Annotated in this window: 13 protein-coding genes; 6 read left to right on the top strand and 7 right to left on the bottom strand. The window is 58.9% G+C overall.

The window, feature by feature from the left end; translation table 11 throughout:
* Positions 1-543: 543 nt before the first annotated feature.
* The 5 genes from lacB to AAAV44_RS07255 form a co-directional block, all read right to left on the bottom strand.
* Positions 544-1,068, bottom strand: coding sequence for a galactose-6-phosphate isomerase subunit LacB (gene lacB, locus AAAV44_RS07275; protein ID WP_006234831.1), 525 nt, complete (start codon positions 1,066-1,068; stop codon positions 544-546).
* Between the two features lie 63 nt (positions 1,069-1,131).
* Positions 1,132-1,560 carry a galactose-6-phosphate isomerase subunit LacA gene (gene lacA, locus AAAV44_RS07270; protein ID WP_006234830.1) on the bottom strand — a complete coding sequence of 143 codons (429 nt, stop codon included), beginning with the start codon at positions 1,558-1,560 and terminating at the stop codon, positions 1,132-1,134.
* A 307-nt stretch (positions 1,561-1,867) separates the two neighbouring features.
* Complete coding sequence (locus AAAV44_RS07265; protein ID WP_349115190.1) at positions 1,868-2,899, bottom strand: hypothetical protein; 1,032 nt, start codon at positions 2,897-2,899, stop codon at positions 1,868-1,870.
* A gap of 258 nt (positions 2,900-3,157) precedes the next feature.
* Positions 3,158-3,496 carry a PTS lactose/cellobiose transporter subunit IIA gene (locus AAAV44_RS07260; protein WP_055252615.1) on the bottom strand — a complete coding sequence of 113 codons (339 nt, stop codon included), beginning with the start codon at positions 3,494-3,496 and terminating at the stop codon, positions 3,158-3,160.
* Positions 3,497-3,710: 214 nt separating this feature from the next.
* Complete coding sequence (locus tag AAAV44_RS07255; protein WP_349115189.1) at positions 3,711-4,715, bottom strand: LacI family DNA-binding transcriptional regulator; 1,005 nt, start codon at positions 4,713-4,715, stop codon at positions 3,711-3,713.
* Between the two features lie 357 nt (positions 4,716-5,072).
* Between AAAV44_RS07255 and AAAV44_RS07250 the strand changes: the two genes are divergently transcribed.
* Positions 5,073-6,848, top strand: coding sequence for a lactose/cellobiose PTS transporter subunit IIB (locus AAAV44_RS07250; RefSeq protein WP_349115188.1), 1,776 nt, complete (start codon positions 5,073-5,075; stop codon positions 6,846-6,848).
* A gap of 66 nt (positions 6,849-6,914) precedes the next feature.
* A complete protein-coding gene (gene lacG / locus AAAV44_RS07245; RefSeq protein WP_271732078.1) occupies positions 6,915-8,354 on the top strand; it encodes a 6-phospho-beta-galactosidase in 1,440 nt (479 codons plus the stop codon).
* A gap of 276 nt (positions 8,355-8,630) precedes the next feature.
* On the opposite strand, the gene AAAV44_RS07240 is transcribed toward lacG (AAAV44_RS07245), so the two are convergent.
* The gene (locus tag AAAV44_RS07240; protein ID WP_040358938.1) at positions 8,631-9,659 is read right to left on the bottom strand and encodes a substrate-binding domain-containing protein; all 1,029 of its coding nucleotides are present in this window, start codon (positions 9,657-9,659) and stop codon (positions 8,631-8,633) included.
* A 344-nt stretch (positions 9,660-10,003) separates the two neighbouring features.
* Between AAAV44_RS07240 and lacG (AAAV44_RS07235) the strand changes: the two genes are divergently transcribed.
* Together lacG (AAAV44_RS07235) and AAAV44_RS07230 are read left to right on the top strand one after the other, a co-directional pair.
* Complete coding sequence (gene lacG / locus AAAV44_RS07235) at positions 10,004-11,452, top strand: 6-phospho-beta-galactosidase (protein ID WP_349115187.1); 1,449 nt, start codon at positions 10,004-10,006, stop codon at positions 11,450-11,452.
* A gap of 176 nt (positions 11,453-11,628) precedes the next feature.
* Entirely contained in the window at positions 11,629-13,389 is a 1,761-nt protein-coding gene (locus AAAV44_RS07230) for a PTS lactose transporter subunit IIBC (protein WP_349115186.1), read from the top strand.
* A gap of 337 nt (positions 13,390-13,726) precedes the next feature.
* On the opposite strand, the gene AAAV44_RS07225 is transcribed toward AAAV44_RS07230, so the two are convergent.
* Positions 13,727-14,728 carry a LacI family DNA-binding transcriptional regulator gene (locus tag AAAV44_RS07225; protein WP_117583550.1) on the bottom strand — a complete coding sequence of 334 codons (1,002 nt, stop codon included), beginning with the start codon at positions 14,726-14,728 and terminating at the stop codon, positions 13,727-13,729.
* 284 nt (positions 14,729-15,012) lie between these two features.
* Between AAAV44_RS07225 and AAAV44_RS07220 the strand changes: the two genes are divergently transcribed.
* Complete coding sequence (locus AAAV44_RS07220) at positions 15,013-16,791, top strand: PTS lactose transporter subunit IIBC (protein ID WP_349115185.1); 1,779 nt, start codon at positions 15,013-15,015, stop codon at positions 16,789-16,791.
* Between the two features lie 76 nt (positions 16,792-16,867).
* Positions 16,868-18,289, top strand: a complete 1,422-nt coding sequence (gene lacG / locus AAAV44_RS07215) for a 6-phospho-beta-galactosidase (RefSeq protein ID WP_349115184.1) — start codon at positions 16,868-16,870, stop codon at positions 18,287-18,289.
* Positions 18,290-18,426 lie beyond the last annotated feature (137 nt).

Below are 18,426 nucleotides of genomic sequence, written 5' to 3'. Positions count from 1 at the left end.
CGCGAGGAGATGCTCGAGAGGGGCATGCCCCAGGCGAAGGCGAACGCCGCCACCGCCGCCGAGCTCGTGAGATGGCTGTGGGCCCTCGGCACGATGTGCCGGGAGGCCGGCGAATAGACATAGCCCCGTCCCGGCGAGCCGGGCAGCCTTCGGGGACACCCCCGTTCTCGCTGTGCGCGCGGCGACCGCCGCATGCGCGAAGTCAGACTAGGGGAACCCCGCCGAAGGAGAGGATTGCGGGCCGCCGGAGCGGTATCCGCGGATATGAGACTGAGCCGAAGGCGTCGACGACATGCCGGGGGCGGACCGGGACGGGTTCAACGGCAGGCCCCGCCGACCGATTGCAAGCGGTCGGCGGGGCCATTGTGGCTCTTGACAGCGGATTGGGTCATATGAGCGAGAAGTCAGCTGGCGAGGCAAGGTGCCGTGAAGCGAGGCGGCATTGACCTTTTGGTCATGCCGCCGAAGCTGAACGGCAGATTGCCCGCCAGATGGCTTCGCAGCGTCGGCCGGTCCGGCGTTCGGCAGAACGCCGGAACCTAATTAGTCGTGGTACTCGCCGCGGTCCCACTTCTCGAGGAACTCGTCAAAGAAGTGCGGGTCAGCCTGAGCCTCGGCGTCGGCCTTATTGCAGGCATCGATCTTGGCGATCAGGGCATCGTGCTCGGGGGTCTTCTCGTAGGGCTCCTCCAGGAAGGCAAGCATGATATCGGCCATCAGGAACTCGCCGGTAATCTTGCCGCCAAAGCCCACGATGTTGGCGTTGAGCTCGCGACGGGCATACAGGGCAGAGGTCATGTCGCGGACCAGGGCGCAGCGGGCGCCGGGAACCTTGTTGACGGCGTTGGTGATGCCGATGCCGGTGCCGCACAGGGCCACGCCAAAATCGGCCTTGCCGCTGGCAACGGCCTCGCCCACGGCCTTGCCGTAGATGGGATAGTGCGTACGGGTGTGGCTGTAGGTGCCGCAGTCGAGCACCTTGTAGCCAGCCTGCTCCAGGCGGTCGGCCAGATAGATCTTCTCGTCCGTAACGATATGGTCGCAACCGATTGCGATGGTCTTCTTCATCAGAACGTCCTTTCGTCTGAATTCACAAGTTGAGGTAGAAGTTCGAGTTCTCGGTGGCTCTCGTTAGGCCATCTTGTTGAGCATGTCGACACGGATCTGGTGACGGCCGCCGGCGTACTGGGCGCGCAGGAACTCGCGGGCGATCTTCTTGGCGACCTCGGTGCCCACAACGCCCGGGCCCATGGTGACCATGCGCGAGCCGTTGTGCTCGCGGGTCATGTAAGCGGAACGCTCGTCGGAAATGTTGGCGACGACCATGCCCTTGATCTTGACGGCGGCCATATAGGAGCCGACGCCGTACTTATCGAATGCAAAGCCCTGGGAATCCTTGTGCTCCAGCAGGTCCTTGGCAACGGCGGTCGCGGAATCGACAAAGTCCGCGGCAGGGGTCTCGGAATAGTCGACGACCTCGTGACCGTCGGCGATGAGCATCTCCTTGATGGACTCCTTCATCGACATACCGTCGGCATCGGAAGCGATTACAACCCTCATGACATCCTCCTTGAGAGATACGCAGGTGCGTAGTTTCTGTTTGGAAGTGTTGAATCGCGTTCAGGTCCGGGCATCTGAATGTGCGGTTCTTCACTGTTCATGTTTATTTGAACACATTCGAACACTAACTGCAACAACTATTTGTTTATCTTTGTTCTTTTTTGAACAAATATCGTTCACGGATGATTGCTGACCGTTTGAGCCGGGCGCGGACGTAGCGACCATGTGTTCAACAAACAAAAGGGCGGCCGAGAACGCGTCTCGGCCGCCCTTCGGCGGTATTCCCCGGTATATACAGCTGTTTTAGCTACTCGGACTGCCCACCCTTTTTGGCGTGCTTGGACGGAGCACCCAGAAAGCGGCCCGTCAAATAGTTCGCCGGGCCGGAAATATCGAGCCCCAGCAGCACGTGTCCTAGCCATAGGAACGCCACGAGCACCAGTAGCGGGATAACGCACGAGGTCACGATCATCACGATGACGCCTTCAATCAGATTGGTCACCTGCTGCACGATCTCGTCGGTCATCTGCTTGGCGCCGCTGGTCACCGACGTAACAAGGCTCGATGCCCCATCAGTCAACTGCTCGAGCACGTTTTTGGACTCCGTGGCCTCGGATTTTTTCTTGTTCGATTTTGAGCTGGTCTCGGCTGACTTGTCCGTGGTGTCGGCCGCGTCCGCAGCGTCCGCAGCCTTTTGCTCAGCTTGCTCAATACTTACGCGATACGTTTCATCGACCTTTTGCGACACCCATACGCTCGCGGGCACGAGCGCCATGCCGATCACGGCAACCACCAGTACGCGTGTCGCCACACGGCGCAGGACAGTGCTCGTGCTCCAGCGCCCGTGAATGCCGAGCGACACCGCAAAGAGCACCAACGCAAACGGGATTAAGATGCCCAAGCCAACCGACCACAAAATGGTTAGCAGGTATTTCTCGAGGTAGAGCACGGCAAGCACGATACCAAGGTTGCCTGAAAGCTGCGCGAGCTGCTCGGCAACCGGCGTTCCCGTATCACCCGGCAGCGCGGTAATGCCCGCAGACAGCGCCACGCACGAGGTCGTGAGCGCCAGTACGTTACCCTTCTTTTGGTCGATGACCTCGATGGTGGAGTCCCAAGTTTTGGTATCGGCGAAATGCGGACGAGCTACAAAGCCCGACAGCAGCGCCAGTACCACGAGCGCAACGATAAAGCCAATCTGCAGCTTTTTGTTTGCGCACACGACATCGGACAGGCTGGGCTGCAGCTCTGTTACCGTCGTGTGCTCGGTTATCTGGACAGGACGCCCATGAGCCATCTCGTGCGCGTCTCTTTTTTGTATTGACCCGTTATCCGGCATTTGGATACCTCCTCAGTCCGGGGCTTAATGCGAAAGGAAGTATACCCACCGAGCAAAAAACGAACGGGAAGACGAACAGAGCGCACCAAGACTGTCCCCAATGACTATCTCCGGATGAGTTGCGGTGGAATAGGGATTGTTTTGCGCCCGTCGGCCCCTATTCAGTCCCTATTTCACCGCAACTTGGAGGAGGACAGAAAAAGCCCTGCCGCGGGTAGCGGCAGAGCTTTTGGAAGGGGACTTGGTTGTGAGGGCTCGTTAGGCGAGCTTGGCCTCGAGCTCGGCGATGCGCTTGTAGGCATCGATGGTAAAGCGGGCCTGCTTCTCCAGGATCATAGTGGTCATGAGAGTGTCCTGAGCGTGAGCCATGATGAAGGTCATCTCCATCTCGCCACCGCCGGCCTCCTGCGAAAGCAGCTTGGTCTGCGTGTCGTGGGCGCCGATAAGTGCATCGCTGGCATCCTTGTGCAGCTGTTCGGCCTTCTCAAAATCGCCCTCGCGAGCAGCATCGAGCGCTGCAAGCAGATCGGTCTGGGCGTCACCTGCGTATGCGACAATCTCGAATCCAACCATCGAGATTTCTTCTTTGGTTGCCATATTGCGTTCCTTTCACATATGAACCAATGGAGAGCATCGCGTCCGGGCATACGCGCTGCGTTCTGTATGACAAAAACATTAACATTCAAACAAAAAAGAACAGCGCAAAACGCAATTTCAAGCTATGAACGGTCACTTTTCGCCCGTGAACGGTTTTTAAACCAATCTGAACAATATCGAACACAGTTAGTGACAACCCAAACAGGACCGCACCCTAACGCAAATCGCGCACCGTATCGCCCTCTACGAGCACACCGGGGATCAGCATGTGCTCCACGCCAGACGCACCCCCATCGGCGCCGGCAATCTTGTCGACCGCCCACATGCCGACGCGCTTGTTGTCAAAGCGCACCGTGGTCAGGCGACGGTCGGGCACGATATCGCCCAGACTATCGTCAACACCCGCCACGCTCACGTCCTCGGGCACATGCTTTCCGCGCGACTCGAGCCCGCAAATGCAGCCGTAGGCCATGGCGTCGTTGGAGGCATAGATGGCCGTGCAGGTCGGATCATCCGCCAGAGCCTGGCCTGCGGCATATCCGCTCTGTGCCGTCCAATCCCCACGGACGAGTCGCGGCGGTTCAATACCATGCGCGCGCAATGTCTCGCGCCAGCCTTCCTCGCGCCGCATGCCCGAAAGCGAACGCTCGGGACACGAGATAAAGTGCACAGTCTTGTGCCCCCGCCCCAGCAAGTACTCGACCACCTGGCGCGAGCAATCGAACTGGTCGTTATCGACCGTCGAGCACAGCGGGTGCTCTAGCATGGTAACGAGCACCGTCTGCATACCGGGCAGCGGCTCAAAGGTGCCAAAGTCCGCCGGCATGCGATTCATGATCACGACCATGCCGTCTACCGGCAGCGCGCTCATGCGCGACGATGCGCTCTCGAGGGTATAGGGATGTCCATCTACTTTAGTGAGGGTGATGGCGTAGCCGTGCTTATCGGCGGCGGCGGCAAAGCCCTCCATACGGTCGAGGTTGCCGGTACCGGTAATGTTGAACATGGCGACGCCGACGGTCTTAAACTTGCCACGGCGCAGCGATCGACCGGCAAAATTGGGGCGATACCCCAGTTCGCGCATGGCGGCGCGCACGCGCTCCTTGGTCTCAGGGCGCACGCTGGGCGAATCGTGGACGGTGCGCGAGACTGTCTGCTCCGAGACGCCCGCGAGACGCGCCACATCCTTAACGGATACCGATTTTTTAACAGCGGCCATAGGTCGATCTTTCTATGTCAACGATGCCATTGGTGGCACCTTGTGCAGTCATTTTTAACGCCTTCAAGTATATCCAACGCCTTCCCCACCATACGCTCACCACCCAAAACCTACCGTTCACCGACATTTTTGCTTCCCCGAACGGCTTTTGTCGACCAAATGTTAACGTTACCATTGTGCAAACATAGAGCCACCGGGCGGCTCAATCGTTTACGCGCAAGGAGTCGACGGTCCACAGGCACAGGGACCACCGGTTCGCTTCTTTTTTTGTGTCACAAAATGGCAACGTCAACATTTTGGCAACCGAAAGTCAAAAGCTACCATCGTTGCTAACCCACCGACTCTTAGGAGCATTGCATGGAGCAACTCATCGCCATCATCGAAAAGGGCCAGCCCTTTTTCAACGCGATCGCCCGCAACAAGTACCTCAAGGCGATCCGCGACGGCTTTATCTCCGTCATCCCCATCATCATCTTCTCGTCCATCTTCTGCCTGGTAGCCTCGGTCCCCAACATCTGGGGTTTCTACTGGCCCGATGACATCAACAATGCCCTGTGGAAGTGCTACAACTACTCCATGGGCATCCTGGCCATCGCCTGTGCCGCCACCACCGCCAAGCACTTCGCCGACGCCCAGAACCGCGATCTGCCCAAGAATAACCAGATCAACTTTATCTCGTGCATGTGCGCGGCCATCATCGGCTTCTTGCTCCTTTCGAGCGACACGATCGCCACGGACGCCGCCAGTGGCTTCAACACCACCTACCTTGGTTCCAAGGGCCTGTTGACCGCCTTCATCGCTGCGTTTGTGACCGGCATCATCTACAAGTTCTTTATCAAGCGCAACATCACCGTCAAGATGCCCGAGCAGGTTCCGCCCAACATCTCGCAGACCTTTAAGGACATCATCCCCTTCTCCGTCTGCATCACCGTCTTTTGGGTCTTCGACATCGTCTTCCGCGCTGCCTTTGGCTTCTGCTTTGCCCAGGGTGTCATCCAGGTGTTCCAGCCCCTGTTCACCGCTGCCGACGGCTACATCGGCCTTGCTGTGATCTACGGCGCCATGAGCCTGTTCTGGTTCGTCGGCGTCCACGGCCCCTCGATCGTCGAGCCCGCCATCGCCGCCGCCCTCGTTGCCAACATGACCGACAACCTGGCTGCGTTCCAGGCCGGCCAGCACGCTTCCGCTGTCTTGACCCAGGGTGCCCAGTACTTCGTCGTCTGCATGGGCGGCACCGGCGCCACGCTCGTCCTGGTCTTTATGTTCTGCTTCCTGGCCAAGTCCCAGGAGATGCGCGCCGTCGGTAAGGCCGCCATCGTCCCCGTGTGCTTTGCCGTCAACGAGCCGCTGCTGTTCGCCGCGCCTATCGTGCTCAACCCCGTCTTCTTTGTCCCGTTCGTCTTTGCCCCGATCGCCAACATCTGGATCCTCAAGATCTTTATCGACTTCTTGGGCATGAACGGCTTTATGTACACCCTGCCTTGGACCGTCCCCGGCCCCATCGGCACCATCATGGGCCTGGGCTTCCAGCCGCTCGCTTTTGTGATGCTCGCCCTTATCCTGGTCGTCGACTTCGTTCTGTACTACCCGTTTTTCCGTGCCTATGACGCCCAGAAGTGCGCCGAGGAGGCCGAGATCTCCCAGGAGGAGCTCGCCGCCAAGAACGCCGAGAAGGCTGCCAAGCTCAACGATGCCTTCCAGGGCAAGGCTGATGCCAAGAGCGTTGCCGCCGGCGCTGCTGCCGAGGCCGTGAAGGCCGATGCCCCCGCCGCTTCTGCAGCACCCGCTGCCGAGGCAACGACCGCCAGCGACCTCAACGGCAAGCGCGTACTCGTGCTCTGCCAGGGTGGCGGAACCTCGGGCCTGCTCGCCAACGCGCTGGCCAAGGCCGCCAAGGAGCGCGGCATTGATCTTGAGACCGCTGCCGAGGCCTATGGCAACCACGTGGACATGCTCCCCGACTTTGACCTGGTCGTTCTGGCCCCGCAGGCCGCAAGCTACCTGGCCGACCTGCAGAAGGACTGCGAGCGCGTGGGCAACAAGTGCGTCGCCTGCCGCGGTAAGCAGTACATCGAGCTCTCCCAGAACGGCGACAAGTCTCTCGCCTTCGTGAGTGAGCAACTTTCGAAGTAAGTAACGCCCAGGGCCAGCCGACCATCCAAGACCGGCTGGCCCTTCGATTTAGACGATTGGATCATCATGTCCGTTAATCCTGCTAGCGTCACCAACCCGCCCGCGCAGTTTCCCGAGGACTTTGTCTTTGGCGGCGCCACCGCTGCCTACCAGGTAGAGGGCGAGACCCGCACTCACGGTAAGGGCAAGGTTGCCTGGGACGACTTTCTGGAGGCCCAGGGGCGCTTCTCCCCCGATCCCGCTTCGGACTTCTACAACCAGTACCCCGTCGACCTGGAGCTGTGCGAGGAGTTCGGCATCAACGGCATTCGTCTCTCCATCGCCTGGAGCCGCATCTTCCCCAACGGCACCGGCGAAATCAACCCCGAGGGCGTCCAGTTCTACCACGATCTCTTCGCCGAGTGCCACAAGCACCACGTTGAGCCGTTCGTCACGCTGCATCACTTTGACACGCCGCTTCCCCTCTTTGAGAAGGGCGACTTCCTCAACCGCGAGACCATCGACGCCTTTGTGGACTTTGCCACCTTCTGCTTTAAGGAGTACGCCGACCAGGTGACCTACTGGTTCACCTTTAACGAGATCTGGGCCGACGCCTCCAACACCTACATCGAGGGCACCTTCCCCGGTGGCGTCAAGGCGCATCTGGCCGAGGCCTTCCAGTGCGAGCACAACATGATGCTCGCCCACGCCAAGGCCGTGCTGGCCTTCCACAACGGCGGCTTTAAGGGCAAAATCGGCGTCATCCAGTCGCTGGAGTTTAAGTACCCGCTCAACGAGAACGACCCCGCCGACATCAAAGCCGCCAACAACGAGCACGTGCTGCAAAACCAGTTTTTGCTCGACGCGACGTTCCGCGGCGAGTATGCCCCCGACACCCTCGAGTGCGCCAACCGCCTGGCTGCCGTCTCGGGCGGCACCATCGAGATCTTGGACGAGGACCTCGAGATTATGCGCGAGGCAGCGCTCTACAACGACTACCTGGGCGTTAACAACTACCAGTGCCGTTTTTTGAAGGCTTACGATGGCGAGAACGACCTGCACCACAACGGTACGGGCGAGAAGGGCACCGGCCGCTGGCGCGTCAAGGGCATTGGCGAGCACGTGAACAAGCCTGGCATCCCTACCACCGACTGGGACTGGATCATCTATCCCGAGGGCCTGTTCGATCTGCTCGTCTACATTAAGCAGCGCTACCCCAACTACAAGCAGATCTTCATCACCGAGAACGGCATGGGCTACAAGGACCCCTACAAGGACGGTTTTGTGGACGACCAGCCGCGCATCGACTACATCGAGCAGCACCTGCGCTGGCTGCTTAAGGCCATGGAGGTGGGTGTCAACGTGGGCGGTTACTTCCTGTGGAGCCTGCAGGATCAGTTCTCCTGGACCAATGGCTACAACAAGCGTTACGGCTTCTTCTACGTTGACTTTGAAACCCAGAAGCGAACGCCCAAGGCAAGCGCATACTGGTACAAGCACGTAGCGCAGACCCGTCGTCTGGACTAGCGGCTTGCGACAAGCGGTTGGCGGAATTGCACCGCCCACATAACCTGTCCCCATTTCTCAGCCGGGGGCGGCACGTCACACGGCGCGCCGCCCCCGGCCTTTTTGGGCGGTTCGGGGTCTGTTTGTCTCAATCTGTAACATCTAGCCGAGTTTTTGGGTCCTAGCTGTTGCAGATTGAGACGAACAGGATTGCTCTTTCCGAAGAATCTAAATCTGTAACACGTAGCCCGCTTTTGACCGTCTACCTGTTACAAATCGAGACAAACGGAGTAGGACCTAACCCCGTATGTCCCTAACAGTCGAGCGTTCGACCAGCGTGCTCGGCACATGAATCGCCTCGATAGACGAGCTCTCTCCAATCGCCGCCTCAAACGCAAGCTTACCGACACCGCGCAAATCAAATCGCAGCGTCGTCAGCCGATTGTGAGGAACAAGTCCCTCGAGTGCGTCGTCGATACCAACCACGCTCACGTCGTCGGGCACGGACAGGCCCGCGTTCTCGAGCGCGGCGATAACGCCCAGCGCCATCTGGTCATTTGCCGCAAGCACGGCAGTCGGCGCCTGCGACCCGCCGGCAAGCACCTCGGCCGCAATCCGCTCGCCCATGGCGTACCCACTGTCCGCACTCCAATCGCCGCGCAGCATCGGAGCGGCATCGACATGAGCACGACCCAGCGTATCGCGCCAACCGGCCTCACGAAAACGCGAGGAAATCGAGTTTTCCGGACCCGCCACAAACCGCATATTCGAGTGACCATGTTCCAGCAGATAATTGGTCAACAACTCGCACGAACCATACTGGTCGGAGTCGATCGTCGTGCAGCGCGGATGCGCATACATGGACAGGATGACCGTTCGCACTCCCGGCTGGGGAACAAACTCCTCAAAATCGGGAGCCATGCGGTTCATGTTGAGAATCATGCCGTCGACGGGTCGCTCGACCATGCGGCGCGAGGCATCGGCAAGTGCATAGGGCTTGTCGCCGCCCATCTCGATCATAGTGACGGCAAAATCGTGCTCGCGCGCCGCTTGCATGATACCCTCGAGCGTCGCCAGGTTACCGACACGTGTGATGTTGTACATGCACAGGCCAATAGAACGATACGACCCGCCGCGCAACGCCGCTCCAGCAAAATTGGGACGAAAGCCCAGCTCTTCCATGGCGGCCAGCACACGCTTGCGCGTCTTTTCCGTCACGTTGGGCATACCGTTGACCACGCGAGACACAGTCTGGCGGCTCACGCCAGCGAGCGCCGCAACCTCTGCCGCGCTCGCCGAACGACCATTCCTTGTCTGCTGATCCATGCCTTCCACGCTAACCTGCTTCCCAACTATTCCCCGCGCCCATGGCGCATCGTACATACATTGATAACGTGCTCATGATACCCGAGCCATATACCACAACATGAAAACTTCTGTCAATCAAAACCGCTTACCGAACAAATACAACCGTTCGCGGCTGTTTGAAGTTGTTTTGTTTCTATACATCCCAGCCGGATGTTAACGTGCTCATTGTCAAATGTTCACGTGCTCATTTTGGTTCTAATCATTTTAAGATAGTGTTTATCGGGCTTTTTCACCGCTGAACGCTAACCAGGGAGCCTCCTGAGCGCAAACGCACAATATCGAACAGCGAGACGAGAGGATGTATGCATATGTCTTTGCTAAACCGCGTACAGCAGCTGCCGAAGGGCTTTGTTTGGGGCGCCGCAACCGCCGCGTACCAAACGGAAGGTTCCACGAAGGTGGCAGGCAAGGGTAAGACCATGTGGGACGATTACCTTGTCGCCCAGGGTCGCTTTTTGCCCGACCCGGCCAGTGATTTCTACAACCGCTACGAGGAGGATATCCGCCTTTCTGCCGAGCATGGACTCAACGCCATCCGTGTGTCCATCGCCTGGACCCGCATCTTCCCCAACGGCGACGATGCCGAGCCCCTCGCCGAGGGCGTTAAGCACTACCACGAGCTGTTCGCCTGCTGCAAAAAGTATGGCGTCGAGCCCTATGTGTCCCTGCATCACTTTGACTCCCCCGCCGCCCTGTTCAACCAGGGCGACTGGCTCAACCGCAAGACCGTCGACGCCTATGTGCGCTATGCCGAGTTCTGCTTCCGCGAGTTCCGCGAGGTCAAGAATTGGTTCACCATCAACGAGCTCATCAGCCTCTCGCACTCCCAATACATCCAAGGCAACTTCCCGCCCAACCATCACTTTGATGTGACGAGCGGCATCCAGAGCCAGCACAACGAGCTCGTTGCCCACGCCCGCGCCGTCAACCTGTATAAGGATCTTGACGAGACCGAGCACCTGGGCGGACGCATTGGCATGGTCAACGTCCTGACGCCGGCATATCCTGCCACCGACTCGCCCGCCGACCAGCACGCCGCCGACCTGTACAACGCCTTCTACACCGACTTCATCATGGACGGCGCCTTCCTGGGCCACTACTCCGCGCGCACCCTCTCACTCATCAACGAGATTCTGCGTGCCAACAACGCCACGCTTACGGTTGAGGACAGCGACATGGAGGAGCTCGCCAAGGCGGCGCCCCGCAACGATATGTTCGGCCTCAACTACTATCAGTCGGCGTTTATCGCCGCCTACGATGGCGAGTCCACCAACAGCTTTAACGGCACCGGAGACAAGGGCACCTCGTGCTTTAAGTTTAAGGGCGTCGGGCAGCAGGTCGATATGCCGGGTATCCCCACCACCGACTGGGATTGGCTCATCTACCCGCAAGGCCTCTACGACACGCTCAAGCACATCAGCGCCTCCTATCCCAACCTCCCCGTCATCTATATCACCGAAAACGGCCTGGGCCACAAGGACCCCGAGCCCGACGCAAACGGCATCGTCGCCGATCCCGAGCGCATCGACTTTGTCGACCAGCACATGGAGAAGGTGCTCCAGGCGCGCGCCGAGGGCGTCGACGTCCAGGGCTACTTTATCTGGAGCCTGCAGGACCAGTTCTCGTGGGCCAATGGCTATAACAAGCGCTACGGCCTGTTCTACATCGACTTCGACACGCAAAAACGTTACATCAAGCAGTCGGCACTCTGGTACAAGGAGCTCGCCGACACTATGGCGGACGCGCAGTAGCGCATCGCCTCGCTTTCCCCCGAGAAGGGAGCGGCCCTATGCGATACAAACCCAGCCGCTCCCCTCTCTCCCCCTGGGACCGACCCCGCCTGCACCCGGGCTTTTAGCAAGCGGGAGACCATATAGGTTTTCAACGTCCATGCCATTAAGATTTCATGCAAAGAGGAGCGTGAACTATGGAATCGATCGTTAAGTTCTTGGAGAAAGGTCAGCCGTACTTCGACAAGGTCTCTAAGAACATCTACCTTCAGGCCATTAAAGACGGCTTTTTGGCAGCAATGCCCATCATCCTGTCTTCTTCTGTCTTCCTGCTTATTTCGACCCTGCCGGGCGTTGTCGCCACGGTCGGCGGCTTTACGCTGCCCGACTGGTGGAACGTCGACGTCGTGAACTTCTGCAACAAGGTTTACAACTTCACGATGGGCGTCGTGGGCATCATGGTCGCCGGCACCACCGCAAGCGCGCTGACCGGCTCCAAGAACCGCCGCATGCCTGCCGGCAAGGCCATCAACGCCACGAGCACCATGGTCGCCGCCATGTGCGCTATGCTCATCTTGGCCGTTACCCAGACGAGTGCCAAGATCGACGGCGCCGATGTCTCGGTGTTCTTTACCGACAACATGGGCACCAAGGGCCTGCTGAGCTCCTTTGTCGCCGCATTTGCCACGGTCAACATCTATGCCTTCTGCATTAAGCGAGACATCACCATCAAGCTGCCCAAAGAAGTCCCCGGCGCCATCGCCCAGAACTTCCGCGACATCTTCGCCTTCAGCTTCTCCATCCTGTTTGTCGCCGTCATCGACGTTATCTGCCGCACCTGCTTGGCCGTCCCGTTTGCCAACGTCATCTCCACGCTGGTGAGCCCGCTGTTCGCCGCTGCCGATTCCTACGCCGGCCTCGCCATCATCTGGTTCATGATCCCGCTGTTCTGGTTCATGGGCATCCACGGCCCCTCGGTCGTTAAGCCTGCCCTCAACGCCGCGCTGTTTGGCAACATCACCACCAACCTCGCCACGCTGCAGGCCGGCGGTCACCCCGCCCTCGCCCTGACCGAAAACTTCGGTAACTACATCGGCGAACTCGGCGGCACCGGCGCCACGTTCATTGTCCCGATCATCTTCCTGCTCTTTATGCGCTCCAAGCAGCTCAAGGCCGTCGGCAAAGCCTCTGTCGTGCCCGTGATGTTCGCCGTCAACGAGCCGCTGCTGTTCGCCGCGCCCATCATCCTCAACCCGTACTTCCTGATCCCGTTCCTGTTTGCCCCCGTGGCCAACGTCCTCATTGGTAAGTTCTTCATCGACTTTTTGGGCATGAACGGCTTTATCTATGCCATGCCGTGGGCACTCCCCGGACCGATCGGCACCTTCATCGACACCAACTTCCAGCCGATCTCTCTGGTCCTGGTTGTCGTCCTGCTGGTCGTTGACTTCTTGATCTACTACCCGTTCTGCAAGGCCTACGACAACGTCCTGTGCAAGCAGGAGGCCGAGACCCTGGCCGAAGAAGAGGCCGAGGAGACCAAGGCCGTCAAGACCGCTGCCGCCCCCGCCGTTGAGGCTCCTGTTGTCGAGACCGCTTCTGCCACTGAGGCCTCCGCAGCTCCGTCCGCCCTTAAGGGCAAGGATCTGAGGGTTCTGGTTCTGTGCGCTGGCGCCGGCACCTCTGCACTGCTCGCCAACGCGCTTAAGGAAGGCGCCGACGAGCTGGGCATCGACATTACCGCCAACGCCGGTGCCTACGGCAGCCACTACGCCATCATGGACCAGTACAACGTCATCGTCCTGGCTCCGCAGGTTCGCACCTATTACAACGAGATGAAGGCCGACACCGACCGCCTGGGCATCACGCTGCTGTCGCCCAAGGGCAAACAGTACATCGACCTCACTAAGGATCCCAAGGGTGCCGTCGCCTGGATCGAGGAAAACCTCGAGGCATAAGACGCTGACACCACCTGCCGCTTGCAGACAATAAATGGCCCGTGCATCGATGTGTGATGCGCGGGCCATTTTGTTTAGACCGCACCCGTCCTCCTGTTCATCTCAATCTGTAACATCTAGCCGAGTTTTTCGGTCCTAGCTGTTACAGATCGAGATGAACGCACAGGCCAAGCCGAAAATCTCAATCTGTAACATGTAGACCACTTTTGACCGTCTAGTTGTTACAGATCGAGACAAACGGAATAAGCCGGGCCAAAAATCTCGATCCGTAACATCTAGCCGAGTTTTTGGGTCCTAGCTGTTACAGATTGAGACAAACGGAATAGGCCGAGCACGTCTACGCCCGCAAGTCCTTTACGCTGGAACGCTCGACCAGCACACCCGAGACGAGCGTACGGCTTCTGGAGCTCGGGGCTTCCAGACCTGCGACGACCTCATTAAGCGCACGGACGCCCAGCTCGCGGTGGCGGAACTTCACCGACGTCAGAATCGAGTTGGGAATCGTCTTATAGAGCTCATCGTCGAAGCCGATCACGGACACATCATTGGGCACACTGAGCCCTTTGTCACGTAGAGCCATCATCACGCCGTTTGCCATGCAGTCGTTAGCAGCGAGGACCGCCGTGCAATCGGGCTTATCGGCAAGCACAAGGCCCGCGGCATAGCCACTATCCGCATTCCAATCGCCTTGCAGAGGCTCGGGCGGCTCAATGCCACGCGCCTCGAGTGCCGCACGCCAACCTTTCATACGGCACTGGCTCGACAACGACTCTTTCTTACCAGAGACGAAGTACACGTTTTTATGCCCGTGGTTCAAGAAGTACTCGCACGCCATGCGCGCGCCGCCCTCTTGGTCGTCACTGACGGTGGAGCAGGTAGGATGTTCCATCGGTGTGATAATCACCGTCTTGAGGTCTTTCGGTGCCTCAAAAGTATCAAAGTCATCGACCATCTGACGCAGGTTGAAGATCATGCCATCAACAGGCAGCTGCGACATCCTACGCGCCGCTTCGGCAAGGGTCATCTTCTCCCCCGCCCGCTTTTTGATCATCGTGAGCGCAAAGCCGCGTTCTTCGGCGGCATCTGCGATACCGTCAATCATGTCCACGGCACCGCCCGACAAGTGGAACAGCACCACGCCGATGCACCCGTAACGGCCCAACTTGAGCGAACGCGCGGCAAAGTTGGTTCGAAACCCGAGCGCCTCCATTGCGGAATGAACCTTATCGCGTGTCGACTCTCGCACGCTATCGGGCTCGTTGATCACACGCGAAACCGTCTTGAGAGAAACACCCGCAGCAATCGCCACATCGTTCATTGAGACATTTTTCTTGTCCATCGTTGCCACTACTTCTCCAGTCGGTTTTGCATCGCTTGTTTTTTGCGTTCTAGCATACACTACCTGCTCGACTGACAAATCAACCGTTTACCGGACAATATCGACCGCTCACCCGTATATCCTTGTTGCTCTTCCAACAATGTCTTACGTTGTCATTAACGAAATGACAACGTTGTCATTTCGCAATGCCTTCCTTAAGCAGGAAGGTTTCCGGGCAGTCCTGACCATCCATCGACGACCAGTTCCATCCACATGCATCGCGCATCAAGTAGCAAAGGAGCTCTATGGACGCCATCGTAAAGATGCTCGAAAAGCATCAACCGTTCTTTGAGAAGATCTCGAGGAACGTCTACCTCCAGGCCATTAAGGACGGATTCCTTGGGTGCATGCCCATCGTCCTCACCTCTTCGATCTTTCTGTTGATCGCCACCCTTCCTGGCGTAGTTGGCATCACGCTGCCCCAGCCGCTCATCGACTGGTGCAACAAGCTGTACAACTTCACCATGGGCGTCATGGGCATCATGGTTGCCGGCACCACTGCCAAGAACTTCACGGCGTCCATGAACCGTCGCATGCCCGCCGGCAAGGTGCTCAACGACGGCTCCACCATGGTTGCCGCCCAGTGCAGCATGCTGCTGCTCGCTGTTACGCAGTTCACCACCAAGTTCAACGGCTCCGAGCTTTCGGTCTTCGATTGCACCAGCATGGGCACGCGTGGTCTGTTCTCGGCCTATATCGCCGCGTTCATTACCGTGTGGGTCTACAAATTCTGCGTCTCGCGCGATCTGACCATTAAGCTGCCCAAGGAGGTCCCGGGCGCCATCGCTCAGAACTTCCGCGACATCATCCCCTTTGGCGGCGCCGTCATCATCTGCGGCATCATCGATGTCGTCGTGCGCAACCTCATGGGTGTTCCGTTCTCCGAGCTGCTCATCAAGCTGCTCTCCCCGCTCTTTACCGCTGCAGAAACCTATCCTGGCCTTATCCTTATCCAGGCAGCCACCGCGTTCTTCTGGTTCATCGGCGTCCACGGTCCCTCGATCGTCCAGCCGGGCATCGACCCCATCCGTCTTGCCAACCAGGCCGAGAACCTGCAGGTTCTGCTGGCCGGTGGTCACCCCGCCCACTCCCTCACCTTTAACATGTCGCTCGTAGGTGAGTTCGGCGGCACCGGCGCCACGTTCATCGTGCCGCTTCTGCTGATTCTCTTTATGAAGTCCAAGCAGCTCAAAGCCGTCGGTAAGGCCTCGATTGTTCCTGTTGCCTTCGCCGTCAACGAACCGCTGCTCTTTGGCGCGCCGATGATCCTTAACCCCTACATGCTCATCCCCTTTGTTGCCGCCGGCTGCGTCAACGTGAGTGTTGCCAAATTCTTTATCGATAACGTGGGCATGAACGGCTTCTCCTTCGTGGTGCCTTGGGCTACCCCTGCCCCCATCGGCATCTTCATCACCACAAACTTCCAGCTTATCGCCCTGGTGTTTGTCGCGATTATCATCTTGCTGGACGCCATCATCTACCTGCCGTTCTTGAAGGCATACGATAAGCTGCTCTGCGACCAGGAGGCCGAGCGCGCCGCCGAGCTGGGTCTCGAGTCCGATGGTGCTGCCACCATCGCCGCCAACGCCCCTGCGCCCGCTGTCGAGCAGGCTACCGCTTCCGTCGAGCCGACCGCCGCTGCCGCCGACAGCGAGCCTGTCGCCGATCAGCCCGAGCCCGCAGCCAACGCATCCGCTAAGAAGGATGTCGACGGTCTGAAAGTCCTCGTCCTGTGCGCCGGCGCCGGCACCTCTGCCATGCTTGCCAACGCCATCAAGGAAGGTGCTGCGCAGACCGGAGAGAACATCGCTTCCTCCGCAGGCGCCTATGGCCAGCACACTGCCATCATGGATCAGTACGACGTCATCGTGCTCGCCCCGCAGGTTCGTAGCTACTACAACGACATGAAGGCCGACACCGATCGTCTGGGCATTAAGCTGCTCGCTCCCCGCGGTAAGGAATATATCGACCTTACCCGCGACCCCGCTGGCGCCATCAAGTGGCTCCGCGAGAACCTCGACTAGGTTCCTCCCTCTGTTGGTGCCCGGATCCCCAGTTCGGGCACCGCTCCCTATTCGTATCCCACAGAAAGGATGACTCATGACCAACCCCATGCAGTTCCCCGACGGCTTTGTGTTTGGCGGCGCCACCGCTGCTTACCAGGTTGAGGGCGAGACCCGTACGCACGGCAAGGGCAAAGTGCCCTGGGACGATTTCCTGGCTGCTCAGGGTCGCTTCTCCCCCGATCCCGCGAGCGACTTCTACAACAAGTACCCGGTCGATATCGACCTGTGCCAGCGTTTCGGCATCAACGGTATCCGCGTCTCCATCGCTTGGAGCCGCATCTTCCCCAACGGCACTGGCGAGATCAACCCCGAGGGCGTCGCCTTCTATCACGAGCTCTTTGCCACCTGCAACAAAGCTGGCGTTATCCCCTATGTCACGCTCGATCACTTTGATACACCTGAGGCCTTTTACCAGAACGGCGGCGAGGGCTTCCTGACGCGCACGACGATCGACGCCTTTGTCGAGTACGCCAAGTTCTGCTTTGCCGAGTTCACCGAGGTCAAGCACTGGTTTACCTTTAACGAGATTCCCGCGACCGCCGAGGGCAGCTTTATCGTCGGCAACTGGCCGCACGGCGAGAAGTATCGCCTGGACAAGGCCTTCCAGCTCATGCACAACATGATGGTGGCCCACGCCAAGGCCGTCGTCGCCTTCCATGAGGGCGGCTTTGAGGGCGAGATCGGCATTGTCCAGAACCTGGAGCCCAAGTATCCCCTCGACCCCAACAATGCCGCCGACTGCGAGGCAGCTCGCATGGCCGACGTCATCAACAACCGCTGGGTACTCGACGCCACCTTCCGCGGCCACTATGCAGCCGACACCATGGAGGCTGCGACCAAGCTGGCCCATATCGCCGGCGGCGAGCTCGACGTCCGCGACGAGGACATCGCCGCGCTGACCGCCGCGCTCCCCTATAACGATTGCCTGGGCGTCAACACCTACAAGTGTCAGTTCCTGCGTGCCGCCGAGGGCGAAAACGACATCAACCACAATGGCACCGGCGACAAGGGCTCCTCGCGCTGGTTCCTCAAGGGCGTTGGCGAGGCATGCGTACGCGAAGGCGTACCCACCACCGATTGGGACTGGATCATCTATCCCGAGGGCCTGTACGACCTACTGCTCCGCATTAAGAACGATTACCCCAACTACAAGAAGATCTACATCACCGAGAACGGCATGGGCTATAAGGACGACTTCGAGGACGGCTTTATCGACGACGCCCCTCGCATCGACTATATGCGTCAGCATCTCGCGTGGATCCTCAAGGCAATCGACGGCGGCGTAAACGTCGACGGCTACTTTGTGTGGTCGCTGCAGGACCAGTTCTCCTGGACCAACGGCTATAACAAACGTTACGGCCTGTTCTACATCGACTTCGAGACCCAGAAGCGCTATCCCAAGGCGAGCGCGTACTGGTACAAGAACGTCGCAGAGACCGGCCTGCTCATGGCCTAACTTTTGCCGCATACCCCCTGTCGGCCGCATGCGAATCCCTCCACGGGTTCGCATGCGGCCTATTTTTTTGCTCGGCCCGTGCAGGCCGTTTGTCTCGATTTGTAACATCTAGCAGGGATTTTCAATCCTAACTGTTA

The sequence above is a fragment of the Collinsella sp. CLA-AP-H1 genome, from assembly GCF_040092945.1.
Lineage (GTDB): Bacteria > Actinomycetota > Coriobacteriia > Coriobacteriales > Coriobacteriaceae > Collinsella.
This window is presented reverse-complemented; position numbering and strand designations above follow the sequence as displayed.

Bases quoted from the DNA above. Each gene is read 5' to 3' on its own strand.
- lacB (WP_006234831.1), bottom strand. From the start codon at position 1,068: ATGAAGAAGACCATCGCAATCGGTTGCGACCATATCGTTACGGACGAG.
- lacA (WP_006234830.1), bottom strand. From the start codon at position 1,560: ATGAGGGTTGTAATCGCTTCCGATGCCGACGGTATGTCGATGAAGGAG.
- AAAV44_RS07265 (WP_349115190.1), bottom strand. From the start codon at position 2,899: ATGCCGGATAACGGGTCAATACAAAAAAGAGACGCGCACGAGATGGCT.
- AAAV44_RS07260 (WP_055252615.1), bottom strand. From the start codon at position 3,496: ATGGCAACCAAAGAAGAAATCTCGATGGTTGGATTCGAGATTGTCGCA.
- AAAV44_RS07255 (WP_349115189.1), bottom strand. From the start codon at position 4,715: ATGGCCGCTGTTAAAAAATCGGTATCCGTTAAGGATGTGGCGCGTCTC.
- AAAV44_RS07250 (WP_349115188.1), top strand. From the start codon at position 5,073: ATGGAGCAACTCATCGCCATCATCGAAAAGGGCCAGCCCTTTTTCAAC.
- lacG (WP_271732078.1), top strand. From the start codon at position 6,915: ATGTCCGTTAATCCTGCTAGCGTCACCAACCCGCCCGCGCAGTTTCCC.
- AAAV44_RS07240 (WP_040358938.1), bottom strand. From the start codon at position 9,659: ATGGATCAGCAGACAAGGAATGGTCGTTCGGCGAGCGCGGCAGAGGTT.
- lacG (WP_349115187.1), top strand. From the start codon at position 10,004: ATGCATATGTCTTTGCTAAACCGCGTACAGCAGCTGCCGAAGGGCTTT.
- AAAV44_RS07230 (WP_349115186.1), top strand. From the start codon at position 11,629: ATGGAATCGATCGTTAAGTTCTTGGAGAAAGGTCAGCCGTACTTCGAC.
- AAAV44_RS07225 (WP_117583550.1), bottom strand. From the start codon at position 14,728: ATGGACAAGAAAAATGTCTCAATGAACGATGTGGCGATTGCTGCGGGT.
- AAAV44_RS07220 (WP_349115185.1), top strand. From the start codon at position 15,013: ATGGACGCCATCGTAAAGATGCTCGAAAAGCATCAACCGTTCTTTGAG.
- lacG (WP_349115184.1), top strand. From the start codon at position 16,868: ATGACCAACCCCATGCAGTTCCCCGACGGCTTTGTGTTTGGCGGCGCC.